Genomic DNA, 12,035 nt, shown 5'->3' on the forward strand with positions numbered 1-12,035 from the left:
AGTGTTTATTTTCCTTTTTTATACGAGAGACCGCCGTTCTGTGAAATAAATTTTGATGTAACCTTTTTTGTTTTCGAAAATAATTATACCTTTGCACTCGCTTTTTGAACAAAAAGCAAGGAGAGATGGCAGAGTGGTCGATCGCGGCGGTCTTGAAAACCGTTGAAGTGAGAGCTTCCGGGGGTTCGAATCCCTCTCTCTCCGCAATATACATTGTAAATCAATGATTTGCGAAATTTACGCACAGTTTTACGCACACTATTGCGTTGACTGTGTGTTTTTTTGTAGCTATTCAAACAATTCTTTCCTTTTGCCGCACAAGAGATTTTTTATTCCTGTATGTGCACAACAAACAATTGAAAATAAAATTTTATTTATACGGAATTTTATGTTTAAACACCCCGATAGTGAAATTATCCCTATCAGATTTATTTTCGTATTATTTGGGGAGGGTAATACAACCAGTTTCCACTAGTTCTTTGTATCAGCAGAAAGTAACTTGGCTGTATCCTAATTACTTGCATGCCTGAGAGACATCACCCAAATGACTTAGCCGGATCTTAACTATTTCTTCTGCTAATATAAGCTGTCCTAATTTTTTTTGATTAACTTTGTCTCTGTATTCATTTCTGACAGTTTTTAAGGGTGAAACTTATTTTGTTTGTGATATTACAAATTTAAGTATTTTGCCCTTAACTGTCAGATTAAATCGAAACTAATTCAGTTTAAACCATAGAGGAATAGTTGCCCTTGTGTAGTTTTTTTATCCTTCTTACACGATATCCTAAATCCATGAAAATCTCACAAAACTTATCTCTACCCATTGTTTGGGGCTTCAAGGTTTCGTACAACTTCTCAACTCCACAACCCGGATGCCCACCCCTGATAATATCTGCCTGAGATATCAACTCTTTTAATTCAGAGTCGAACAACTCCTGTCGCTTTCTGCTTTGATGCACCGATTGCTTACTTATATTCAACATATTATAAAGACTATTTAAACTATAATTCAACTTTTCTTTGTTGTCTTGGAACCACCAGAGCGTTGGATGTTTGAGTTTTTTTTTATGTCCATATCATAATGCTCTTTGGCCAAATCAATCATCTTTTCTAAATAGTCAATATTCATTTCTTTTGACCTACAGCTTGTTCCAACTCTTTTATACGAGCTTCCATTTGTCTGATCTTTTCAGCGTTACTATCTTTCATCTCTACTACTTGGGCACCTTTTTTGTTATACTTAGAATACTTATAAATCCACCTATAAATAAGTGAGGTCGAAATATCGTAAATTTTCTCCATTTCTGGAACAAAATATTAACCGGATTCATAATCACGAACAATTTTCAACTTGAAATCTTCCGAAAATCTTCGATGATGTCGCACGCGTTTACCTGTTTTCAACATAATGATCTTTGTTTGAAAACGGTCAACCTATATCAGCCAATTAGCACATACAAAACACACATAATCAATCTGATACCACAAACAAATGCACTAATTGTGCTAATTATTTAAACGTTAATGCGTGCTTTATGCTATTATTTGCGTGATAAGTGCAGATAATAATTATTGATATATCTCAAATTTGCAATAAAGGAATTTGAAAAATAAAATCAATAATTAAAAGCAAAAAGCTATGGCACTTTTCAACAAAATCAAACAAAAAGCATTCGGTGAATTTATTGATATTATCGAATGGACAGATGACACGAGCGATACCATGATTTGGCGTTTTCCACGTTACAATTCTGAAATCAAAAATGGAGCACAGCTCACGGTACGCGAAACGCAGGTGGCGGTGTTGGTAAACGAAGGACAATTTGCGGATGTGTTTCAGCCTGGTCGCCATGAGCTAACCACCTCCAACATGCCCATCCTCACCACCATTCGTGGTTGGAAGTATGGCTTCAATTCGCCTTTCAAGGTGGATGTATATTTTGTAAACACCAAGCAGTTTTTGAATCAGCGTTGGGGAACGGCAAACCCTATTATGATGCGCGACCCTGAATTTGGTCCCATCCGCTTGCGTGCATTTGGTTCATACAACTTCCGTGTACAGGAAGATCCCATTCCATTTATAAAAAATGTGGCAGGCACAAGTGGCGAGTTCACCACAGAAGGCATAAGCGAGCAGCTTCGCAATTTTGTGATAACCAAGTTTACCGACTATTTGGGCGAATCTAAAATAGCCGCATTAGATTTGGCAGCCAATATGAATGAGTTTTCGCAAGAACTGACCATCGGTCTCAAGGATGACTTTGCTGAATATGGTATCGATCTGACCCGTTTTTTGGTAGAGAATATTTCGTTGCCAGAGGCTGTGGAAGAGGCATTAGACCGCCGCACAAGCATGGGCGTGATTGGCAATATGACCGCTTATACCCAGATGCAGTTTGCAGATTCGTTGAAAGATTCGGCAAACAATCCCGCCGGAGGTGGCAACCTTGCCGGCGATGCGATGGGTGCAGGTATTGGACTGGCTATGGCAGGACAAATGGCGGGGCAGATGATGAATCCACAAGCAGGACAGTTTCACGGAGGGCAACAGCCACCTCAACAGGCTGCACCTACTCCACCCCCAATGCCGCAACAAACGACGTATCACGTGGCAGTGGGCGGCGTGCAGCAAGGTCCGTTCCCTGTATCGCAACTTCAGCAAATGATTCAGCAAGGACAGCTTACCCGCGACACCTTGGTGTGGACAGCCGGAATGCCGGCATGGGCTGCGGCAAACTCGGTGCAGGAACTATCGCAACTATTTGGTGCGGTGCCGCCACCATTGTAAATTAAAAAGAAACCACAAAGTGTTGCTCTGACTATTTCGAAGAGAACACTAAAGAAATTACAAAACAAACATAACAAACAAATAAAAATGAAATCAACAACTTACAAAGCAATAATGGCTATAGCATTCCTACTTGCATTCAGTTTTACAGTTGATGCACAAATCAATTTGAAAAAACTTGGCAATCAAGTCAAAAGATCTGCCGAGCAACAAGTAGAGCAAAAGATTAAAGAAAAGGCGGCACGCGAAACCCGCAAAGCATTAGATCGAGGCGAAAAGAAACTCGATCAAGGCATATCAAATGCCTCATCCGGTGGAGCCTCCTCCGGCCGTAAATCGGTTAGTCAGGGCAAAATCCCCATAGGATCAAAAACCATTTACGTGTCCTCAAACAATGGTAGCAACCGCAATGACGGCAGTCAATCATCGCCACTCAAAGACTTGCAAAAAGCCATTGATGAAGCCCCAGAAGGAGCCCTTATTTGCCTTGCCGAAGGCAATTATCTCGGTTATTTGGATCAGGGATGGGTGAAGGTGAATAAGTATGTTTCTATCGTAGGAGGCTATTCCAATGATTTTTCGCAACGCGACCCTATAAAGTTTCGTACTACAATGCAACCAGGACCAGCTCAGATAATGACTTCGGGCAATCAAGGGGTGATGGATATTCGTGTAGTCGGTAAACGGAATGGTGTAGTGTTAGTAGATGGTATCATTTTCGACCGCGGACAAATCAATGCTTATTTAGCTCCGATTTATGACAATCCGGTAGCCGCTGCTCCTGAGGGATGCGAAACAGGACGTATCCTGGTTGTTGGCGAATCGGTAGCGAGCGTGCCTACTATGAAACCCGAGGGTATGAAAAGCGCATTTCAGCTTATCAGCGGTGAGATGGAGGGAAATTTATCCGTCCGCAACTGTGTATTTCTCAACGGATATCACTTCGCCATACAGATGGCCTGTAAAGGCGGACATTTTGATATTTACAACAATGTGTTTGTAGCAAACCGAATGGCTGCCTGCGAGGTGCGTGGCGGACTGGCACTACCCAATACATCCAAAATTTCATTTCACGAGAATACCGTGCTGTTTACTTGGTGCCGAGATAAACTCATGGAAGATATGGGATATGGATTCCGCTATATGACAGGTATTGACGCCGATGTGTATAACAATATAATCGGCTGTTCCAATTATGGCGGTCTGGATCGCGCTTATGTGGATGCTGATAAATCCAAAGAAGCCAAACGGGTAACCTCGGCGTGGAACAACTTGTTTTTTGGAAACCGCAATGGCGATATGGTGCTACCATCTGGTGGCGGCGGATGGACATTTGTTTTAGCAAAGAATTTTGAGGACGTAAACCAATTGCATAAATATGAAAATAATCGTGAGATGAACGAAGCAGAGGTAAATGCCATCAGCAAAAAGATAGATGTGCCTTATTTGAAAGGATTTATAGGAATAACCGGCTCACAAACCTCTTCTTTTAATCCCAATTCATCAGTAAATCAGTTTCGTTCGGCATTGGGAATGAATATGCAAGGCACTGAAACTATACGTGTTTCCATGTATGGCAATCGATATCCGTTTGATAAGGTATTTGACCTTTTTGGAGCTGTGAAAGGCTACGGAGCACAAAGGGTTTATTAATGCTGCATTATTTATAGTGTTGCAAACGTTTTGATTAACTATAAATATAATTGGTCTGAAATTAATGAGAATCGTAAATAATTAAAATCACAAAAAAATGAAAAAAATAATTGCAATTATAATCCTTGTGTTTGCCGTACAGGGTGCGGCGCAAGCGCAAATTGGCAAATTACTCAACAAAGCCAAAGAAACAGTGAAAAAGGAGACAAAAGAAGCAGCGAGTAATGCAACCGAAGGTGCGTCCAACACAACATTGGATACAAAAATGTCGGTTTCTATGACCGGTCTGTCTGATGAGGTGCGCCAAGCCGTCGAGAAAATGAAAGACCCAAGCCTGAGGCCACCTACTTGTTGGGCGTATGATTCCTTTGCTGACAAAGGAGGTGCCTCTTTTGACTTTGAAAAAGAAAATGCAAATCCAAAGCCACTCGACAAGATGAATCATTATGAATTTGTACTACGTATTTATCGTTTTTCGTCTGAGGAGTTGGAGGCTATAAAAAAACAAATAGAAGACAGAAATAACGATAACATATCTATTTATGAGGCTCTATTTACACCCGGCACATTTAGTATGAAATCAGATGTGGGAAAACTATTTACCGATAGTGAAAAATTCAGTGCAGAACAAAATATAAAAAAAGAGTCCGAACTTTATGAACACTACATTGGCGTTCTTAAAAGCTATGTAACGCAACGATATGAAGTTGAGAAAGTGGGAGAAAATAGATTTACCTTAAAATCGTTACCCTTAGGAATGAACAGTATCAGAAATATAGATGGGAAACTGCACTTCGTAATTTACGATGATTATGGAACCCCCATAATTACGCCCGCTAAAGCAGATATATACGATTATGAGAGAGCTCAATTAATTGGTATTCGCAGATTACTTGACCGTAGAGACCAATCATTGCAGTGGGATGAACATAATTTTGCGAATATTGTAATTTCAAGTATGGCGGAAGGACAAATAAACTCATTGGCTAACCAAGAAAAACTACCCATACCCGCTTCGCAGATGAACAATCCTGCATTGAAAGCCAAAATGCTTGAACTTGCACGCCAAGCATACCCATCGTGGGATATCAAAGAACTCGTAATTATAGAATCGGCATGGCGGGTTGAAAAAAACGCACTCGGACAAATCATCCACCGCCGAATCAACACCAAAATTATCCTACCAAACGGCTCTGGCGGATACACTATGCGTACACTCAGTTTTATTGAGCCTTATGCGGGTAGCGACAAGTATGGTGCGGTGGAAGCCTTCGGCATTGGCACAGATGACAGGGCGGTAAATTATACAGGAAAATAAAAAAAACAGTACAATGAGAAAAATAATTCTACTTACAGTTATAGTTGCAGCATTTATCCTTAATGGATGCGGTGGAAGCAGCTCACAACCAAATTTTAAAGATATGGATGAAATAGAAAAACTAACCAAAGAGCAGTTTGCTCAAGAGTCAGCGGCAATTTATGCCCGTGTGTTTCAGGAAGTCGGAAACCTGCTTAATAAACATTCAAAAATAGATGCTAGTTTTGAAAAGGAGATCGATAAACTATATGACAGCTCTGCAAAGCAGATGATTGAATACGGAAAAGTCCTCGCCAAAAAAGACGAAGAGACGCGTCAAGATTACATAATGACTAGTGCTATTGCTTCATGGGATGCGTTAGACAAATTAGATCCTAAAGTTACAGCAAATACTGAAAAACAGTTAGACGAAAGACAACATGAGTTTGAAACTTACGCAAGTGAAAATTTGGAACGAAAGTTTGACGATTTGTTCTCAATAATGGATTTTTTGAATTTTGAGACACTTAAAGAACAACGTCCCCTAAGCGCTAAAGAATTTGGGATTGAGTAATGGTGCTGGTTGATTCATAATGTACTGCTTCTTTAAATACATCAATAAATCGAATCTTGATTAAACTAAATTCTATGGAAATGAAAAATGGTACAATGACTGAAATAAAACAACCTATAACCGATGCTTTGCAGACAAAATGCAAAGCGTGTGGTGGCATAATGCAGTACTCACCTGCCGATGAAGATTTGAAATGCGTGTATTGTGGAAAGAGCGCAGAGCTCGATAAAACAGCCGCCGAAATAGAAGAAAACGATTTCAACTATTGGAAAGACCGTGCCAATGAAAACAACGAGGATCAAACCGTAGAAGTTTCTGAAATAAAATGCCGGCAATGTGGCGCCAATACTACATTGGCTCCCAATATTTCGGCAGCAAAATGCGTGTTTTGTTCTACGCCTCTTATATTAGACGAAGCATCCATAAAGCGTTTTTGGCAACCGAAATATCTGCTTCCGTTTAAAATAACCGAAAAACAGAGTAGTGCAAATTTCACAAAATGGCTGGGAAAGAAATGGTTTCTGCCATCGGAGCTAAAAAAAGGAGGAGTGGACAATGAGATGTTCAAAGGTGTATATCTGCCTTTTTGGACCTACGATGCCGATACCTATACCGACTATACCGGCGAACGTGGCGAAGACCGTACTGAAACTTCTCGCAACAACAAAGGAGAAGAAGTTCGTCGCACTGTTACAGATTGGTATCCTGCGCGGGGAGATGTATCAGTATCTTTTGATGATGTAGTAGTTCCCGCGGCAAAAACACTTCCACCCAAAATTATGAACCAGCTAACCAACTGGGACATGACGAACTGTGTGGCCTATCGGCAGGAGTTTATGGCGGGGTTTATCACCGAAATTTATCAAATTGATTTCAGAGAAGGAGTGAATAGAGCCAAAGAGAAAATGGATAATGTGATTGATAGTACTATCCGCTCTGACATTGGAGGCAACAAACAAAAGGTTAGCAGTAAAAACACACAATACAACAACTTGATGTTCAAACTGCTGCTGTTGCCGATCTGGATCAGTGCCTTTAAATTCAACGGTAAACTCTATCAATTTGTGGTAAATGGTCGTACCGGGCAGGTTATTGGTGAATATCCAAAAGATAAAACCAAGATTATATTGCTGATAGCTGCAATAATAGCTGTTATAGCGGCACTGATAATGATGCTTGGGTAACAGAAAAAAAAATAAAAGAAAGTATGGGTAGAAAAATAATCATTTGGTTCGTAATATTCACAGTATTACTGTTGATTGTTCCCTTTTTTTGGGGGACATACAACAGGCTAATTAAACGCGAAGAGAACGTGAAAATGGCTTGGTCGCAAGTAGAAAATCAATACCAGCGGCGAGCCGATCTGATAATGAACTTGGTTGAAACCGTTAAGGGATATGCTTCGCACGAGCAAGAAACATTCAGACAGGTGATTGAAGCAAGAGCCAATGCCACAAATACAAACATCGAGAGCGACCAGCTCAATGCAGAGAATTTACAGCAATTCAGTGAAAAACAAGCAGAGCTGAGCTATGCACTGTCTCGATTAATAATGATTGTAGAAAACTATCCCGATTTGAAAGCCAACGAAAATTTCATCATGCTGCAAGGACAGCTGGAAGGCACTGAAAATAGAATAGGGGTGGAGCGAAAGCGATTCAACGAAACAGTGAGAGTTTACAACACTTACCGAAGACGATTTCCAAAAAATCTGGTTGTCGGATTGTTTGGGTTCGAGAAACAAGATTATTTTGAATCTGCTCCCGACAGTGATACAAAACCTGATGTGAAATTCTAATATAACAACTTAAAAGATAAAACAGGTATGAGAAATTCAATTTTGAAATCTTTGACAATAGTGTTTCTGCTGTTGCTTAATTTAGTTTCGTATGCACAAGTTCAATACACGGTGAGAGAGGTGCCCAATGTGCAGCTAAGAGATGCTCAACAGTTCATTTCAGATCCTGAGCAGGTGATCACATACAATGACAAGGAAATACTGAACAAAAAACTATTTGAGATAAGAGAATCATTAGATGTTCAGACGGCAATTGTCGTAATTCCTGATATTGATGAGCAATACACTTCTGCAAAAGAATTTGCAACAGAATTATTCGGCTATTGGGGATTAGGCGATCAAAATTCAGACAACGGATTGCTTATCTTGCTTCTGACAGCTGATGGGAAAAGAGAAATTGTATTTGAAACGGGTTACGGAATAGAAAGCACATTGAGTGATGGCACATCAAAACTGATTCAAGCTCAAAAAATGATACCGTTTCTGAAGGAAGATGCCTATGGAGAAGGACTGATTGCGGGGGTGGATGAGATAGAAAAAGTTCTTAAGGGAACTTCTGAACTTATAAAAGAACCCATTGACGCAAAAAGCATGACTTTGCCAATTATCATCTGGCTGGTATTAGGTGTAGGAGCATTAGCTTTTAATGAGAGCAGAAAGAAAAAGAAAGTATCTGAAGAATCTTCACCCTATTTAGGTGCCATCAAGCAGAAATCAGCTGGTGGATTGGGATGTTTGCTTGCCGTATTATTTTTTCCTGTATTTATCCTATTCAGACTTTTCAAGGGTGGTGCCAAGAATGCAAAGATTGATTGTCAGAGTTGCAAATCAACTGGCACTGTCAGCTTGAAAAAGGGAGAACCCATAATCAAGCAACAGGCAATACCTGGACAGGATGGCATGAAAGAGTATGAGTTCGTTTGTTCTAAATGTGGATTTGTGCATAAGGAGTTGGTTCCTTATAAATATGTGAAACCACAAACAGAATCTACAAACAGCGGAAATAATACCACTTACCGAAGCGGTAATTTTACTAAGGGAGGTTCGTGGGGAGGAGGAAAAAGTGGAGGCGGCGGAGCATCCACTAAGTTTTAAAATTGAACTATTTACTAATTTAAAAAACAAAAATTATGAACACAAATTCGATTATTGAAAATTTCAAAGAGATTGTAACTAACAATTCAAATTATCGAGAAGAGAAATTACGAGTATCATTACCAGAGAAAGTGGGAGCAACAACATACGCTGCACCACACATCGAAATTATCGACATTGAACTGGAGCAAAACATCCTCCAAAGTGGAAGTAGTGATTTGCCAAGTATGCCTGGTGAAGGTTGGTAACAGATAATTAGTAATTACAAACAGGGGACTAATTGGCAAACAGTTACACTATAATGCTCTCAAGTCAAACCGCACAAATCGTAAAAAAAAATGAAAAAAACATTATTTACACTCGCACTCCTTGCCATGATAATGGTGAGCTGCACACAAGACAATTTAGAAATTGAAGCACAAGAAAACCGCACATTCACTGTAAGTGCTGCAATGCCCGAAGCCAACGATGATGCTCAAACACGTGTATCGCTTACACCCGATGCTGAAACAGGAAGCTATGGTTTAGACCTCAAATGGGAAGAGGGTGACAAATTGATGCTCTGCTTTGAGAAAGATGGTACTTATTATCACAACGATGCCCCTATAGTGGGAAGTAGTATTTCTAACAATGGTAAGTCTGCCCAGTTTACCATTACCGTGCCAAGCGAAATTCCTAACAATGCCAGCTTCTGTCTCTTTGGTGTGTATCAAAAAACAGATACGCGAGATGATAACGGTGGCTATTTCAAAGATGGCTCGATGTTATATGAACTGGAGAACAGTGAAGAGCAGTGCATCACACTTGATAAGATGGGAAGTACCGGAAAAGGGATAGCACGCCCCATGCTCTATTTCTCACAAGCCAATATCGTAAATAGCTCAACGCCAGCATTTGTCCCCTTCAACTTGAAGCATAGTGGTTGGATGATGGCACTACACTTTAAGAACAGTAGTGGAGTAGAGATGGATATGCCAGAAGAACTAAAATTAGACAATCCACAAGGCACGAAGTGGGCGTGGAACGGTTATCATGGCACCAATACCAGATATTTTGATGTTTCCACGCAAGCATTCTCATATAAATCTTCAACCATAGATCGAGGTAGAGATTTGTGGTTTAAAATCAATGAATACAGTTGGTTGCCTTTTACCGGACAAAAATTAGCAGCCGGCGAAAGTATCGTTTTTTATAGGTGGGTAGCAAGCCTAGTTGAAGTACCACAATTGGAAGGAATACTCTCTCCCGGGGGTAATCAAGATTTTACTACACCCACCACTATCCACGCCAAAACCGTAACAAACGGCAAAATGTATCATGTATATAGCGAGTGGGACGGTACTGATTATAAATTTGTTGCAGCATATTAAAGAACAAGATAGATGAGAGAGAGGTTTGATTAAATGGAGACTTTTCACAAGCAATCAAATGTTTTTAAAGTCACTATATCCCAATAGTGTTTTTAGCAAACTACTATCATAATATATTATATAGTTTTACAATCAACCTAAACCTAAAACATATTTACATTTTAGTTACTAATAAGAAGCTTTATCTTACACTCACATTACTTTCACGTTTCCGAAAAGTGTCAAATTGCAAATAATAGTCCGATATTTTTCACAATTCATGGGAGGAAGCATCATAAAAAAGTTAGAAATCAAATCTACGGGAGCATATTGGACGTTCATCTGTTGAAAACGAAATCTACAATCGTAGAAATGTTTTGAATCGCCCAAGTGGTGCTTTATTGAACAAATATGGGAGGAAAATGCTGAGTAAAAAGGAAAAGCTGATGAAAATTAAAAAAGTAGCTGATAAAAATCCAATTCTCAATCGAGAATTGGATTTTTAAGTAATAATTTGTCCGAATAAGGACAAAAAGGGGAGTATAATGTGTTTGTAAACATTTCCACCGTGGTGGATGCAATTTTCAACTGATCGAAATATTTTTGAATGTGATAGAAAGAAAAAGATTAAAACCAGAGAAACCATTTTCAGTATTGAGCCAAAAAAAGCTGCATCAATTAAGATGCAGCTCCGATAATTTCTTTTTTAATTAAGACTGATACTTAGTATCTATCTCTACGACCACCGCCGCCACCGCCTCTGTTGTAACCTCCACCACCTTGTGGACGCTCTGTGCGTGGACGAGCAACGGATACTGCTAGAGTACGACCGTCGAATTCTGCGTCATTTAGTTCTTCAATAGCACGTTGTCCTTCTGCTTCGTCATCCATTTCAACAAAACCGAAACCTTTTGAACGGCCTGAATCTCTGTCTGTAATAATTTTCGCTGAAGATACTGCTCCGTACTCTTCAAAAAGTTCTTTTAAATCGGCTTCGTTAATTTGGTAACTTAAGCCTGCAACAAAAATGTTCATGTAATAATAATTAATTTATTGGTGTCCGCTAAAACTCAGAAAAGAGCATAACGCATCTCTCAATCACTTATGAATAGGTGATTGAGAAGTGCGTTTTTTATTCCAAGCCCTCTAATCAAAAAGCGAAAGGTGGTTTGGTGGTCTGATAACTTCTTCAATCATCACATCCCAATCTCTTTCTGGATATTCGAGGATACTTTTATAGTTTACGTAGTACATCATAAGAATTCTTATCATTGTGGCTAGTCCCGAGAAGCTCCAAGACTTCTTTACGCTGCACTTAATCAACATCAGCAGCAGGTTGGCTATCAATGTACACCAGACTTGTATCTTTATAGCATTGGCACTTTCACCATAAAAATAACGAAGAGGGAAGTTTTGCTTTAGTTGCTTGAATAGGCTCTCTTGTATATATTAATTAAATAATACCCCATATTCTAATCGAA

The 12,035-nt window shown here is 39.5% G+C and carries 12 protein-coding genes, 1 tRNA gene and 1 pseudogene; 10 read left to right on the forward strand and 4 right to left on the reverse strand.

The window, feature by feature from the left end:
• Nucleotides 1-119 precede the first annotated feature (119 nt).
• Nucleotides 120-204 (forward strand) — tRNA-Ser (locus KCV26_08870).
• A 521-nt stretch (nucleotides 205-725) separates the two neighbouring features.
• Here the strand turns inward: KCV26_08870 and KCV26_08875 are convergent.
• Both KCV26_08875 and KCV26_08880 read right to left on the reverse strand, forming a co-directional pair.
• The gene (locus tag KCV26_08875; protein ID WZX35447.1) at nucleotides 726-983 is read right to left on the reverse strand and encodes a hypothetical protein; all 258 of its coding nucleotides are present in this window, start codon (nucleotides 981-983) and stop codon (nucleotides 726-728) included.
• A gap of 142 nt (nucleotides 984-1,125) precedes the next feature.
• Nucleotides 1,126-1,302, reverse strand: coding sequence for a hypothetical protein (locus KCV26_08880; GenBank protein WZX35448.1), 177 nt, complete (start codon nucleotides 1,300-1,302; stop codon nucleotides 1,126-1,128).
• 337 nt (nucleotides 1,303-1,639) lie between these two features.
• On the opposite strand from KCV26_08880, the gene KCV26_08885 reads away from it, so the two are divergent.
• The 9 genes from KCV26_08885 to KCV26_08925 all read left to right on the forward strand — a co-directional run bounded on the left by KCV26_08885 (nucleotide 1,640) and on the right by KCV26_08925 (nucleotide 10,575).
• On the forward strand, nucleotides 1,640-2,788 hold the full coding sequence (locus KCV26_08885; GenBank protein WZX35449.1) for an SPFH domain-containing protein: 1,149 nt from the start codon (nucleotides 1,640-1,642) through the stop codon (nucleotides 2,786-2,788).
• An 87-nt stretch (nucleotides 2,789-2,875) separates the two neighbouring features.
• Nucleotides 2,876-4,441, forward strand: coding sequence for a DUF1565 domain-containing protein (locus KCV26_08890; protein WZX35450.1), 1,566 nt, complete (start codon nucleotides 2,876-2,878; stop codon nucleotides 4,439-4,441).
• Nucleotides 4,442-4,538: 97 nt separating this feature from the next.
• Nucleotides 4,539-5,759 carry a hypothetical protein gene (locus KCV26_08895; protein WZX35451.1) on the forward strand — a complete coding sequence of 407 codons (1,221 nt, stop codon included), beginning with the start codon at nucleotides 4,539-4,541 and terminating at the stop codon, nucleotides 5,757-5,759.
• A 13-nt stretch (nucleotides 5,760-5,772) separates the two neighbouring features.
• Nucleotides 5,773-6,312: a hypothetical protein gene (locus KCV26_08900; GenBank protein ID WZX35452.1), complete on the forward strand. Its 540-nt coding sequence runs from the start codon at nucleotides 5,773-5,775 to the stop codon at nucleotides 6,310-6,312.
• A 95-nt stretch (nucleotides 6,313-6,407) separates the two neighbouring features.
• Nucleotides 6,408-7,496, forward strand: coding sequence for a hypothetical protein (locus KCV26_08905; GenBank protein ID WZX38363.1), 1,089 nt, complete (start codon nucleotides 6,408-6,410; stop codon nucleotides 7,494-7,496).
• Between the two features lie 23 nt (nucleotides 7,497-7,519).
• Complete coding sequence (locus tag KCV26_08910; protein ID WZX35453.1) at nucleotides 7,520-8,110, forward strand: LemA family protein; 591 nt, start codon at nucleotides 7,520-7,522, stop codon at nucleotides 8,108-8,110.
• Nucleotides 8,111-8,137: 27 nt separating this feature from the next.
• Nucleotides 8,138-9,205, forward strand: a complete 1,068-nt coding sequence (locus tag KCV26_08915) for a TPM domain-containing protein (GenBank protein WZX35454.1) — start codon at nucleotides 8,138-8,140, stop codon at nucleotides 9,203-9,205.
• Between the two features lie 35 nt (nucleotides 9,206-9,240).
• Nucleotides 9,241-9,453, forward strand: coding sequence for a hypothetical protein (locus KCV26_08920; GenBank protein ID WZX35455.1), 213 nt, complete (start codon nucleotides 9,241-9,243; stop codon nucleotides 9,451-9,453).
• Nucleotides 9,454-9,543: 90 nt separating this feature from the next.
• A complete protein-coding gene (locus KCV26_08925; protein ID WZX35456.1) occupies nucleotides 9,544-10,575 on the forward strand; it encodes a hypothetical protein in 1,032 nt (343 codons plus the stop codon).
• A gap of 702 nt (nucleotides 10,576-11,277) precedes the next feature.
• Here the strand turns inward: KCV26_08925 and KCV26_08930 are convergent.
• Together KCV26_08930 and KCV26_08935 are read right to left on the reverse strand one after the other, a co-directional pair.
• Entirely contained in the window at nucleotides 11,278-11,589 is a 312-nt protein-coding gene (locus KCV26_08930) for an RNA-binding protein (GenBank protein ID WZX35457.1), read from the reverse strand.
• A 111-nt stretch (nucleotides 11,590-11,700) separates the two neighbouring features.
• A pseudogene (locus tag KCV26_08935) lies at nucleotides 11,701-11,988 on the reverse strand (transposase).
• Nucleotides 11,989-12,035 lie beyond the last annotated feature (47 nt).

Source organism: Petrimonas sulfuriphila (assembly GCA_038561985.1).
Taxonomy (GTDB): domain Bacteria; phylum Bacteroidota; class Bacteroidia; order Bacteroidales; family Dysgonomonadaceae; genus Petrimonas; species Petrimonas sulfuriphila.

Bases quoted from the DNA above. Each gene is read 5' to 3' on its own strand.
- KCV26_08875 (WZX35447.1), bottom strand. From the start codon at position 983: ATGTTGAATATAAGTAAGCAATCGGTGCATCAAAGCAGAAAGCGACAG.
- KCV26_08880 (WZX35448.1), bottom strand. From the start codon at position 1,302: ATGGAGAAAATTTACGATATTTCGACCTCACTTATTTATAGGTGGATT.
- KCV26_08885 (WZX35449.1), top strand. From the start codon at position 1,640: ATGGCACTTTTCAACAAAATCAAACAAAAAGCATTCGGTGAATTTATT.
- KCV26_08890 (WZX35450.1), top strand. From the start codon at position 2,876: ATGAAATCAACAACTTACAAAGCAATAATGGCTATAGCATTCCTACTT.
- KCV26_08895 (WZX35451.1), top strand. From the start codon at position 4,539: ATGAAAAAAATAATTGCAATTATAATCCTTGTGTTTGCCGTACAGGGT.
- KCV26_08900 (WZX35452.1), top strand. From the start codon at position 5,773: ATGAGAAAAATAATTCTACTTACAGTTATAGTTGCAGCATTTATCCTT.
- KCV26_08905 (WZX38363.1), top strand. From the start codon at position 6,408: ATGACTGAAATAAAACAACCTATAACCGATGCTTTGCAGACAAAATGC.
- KCV26_08910 (WZX35453.1), top strand. From the start codon at position 7,520: ATGGGTAGAAAAATAATCATTTGGTTCGTAATATTCACAGTATTACTG.
- KCV26_08915 (WZX35454.1), top strand. From the start codon at position 8,138: ATGAGAAATTCAATTTTGAAATCTTTGACAATAGTGTTTCTGCTGTTG.
- KCV26_08920 (WZX35455.1), top strand. From the start codon at position 9,241: ATGAACACAAATTCGATTATTGAAAATTTCAAAGAGATTGTAACTAAC.
- KCV26_08925 (WZX35456.1), top strand. From the start codon at position 9,544: ATGAAAAAAACATTATTTACACTCGCACTCCTTGCCATGATAATGGTG.
- KCV26_08930 (WZX35457.1), bottom strand. From the start codon at position 11,589: ATGAACATTTTTGTTGCAGGCTTAAGTTACCAAATTAACGAAGCCGAT.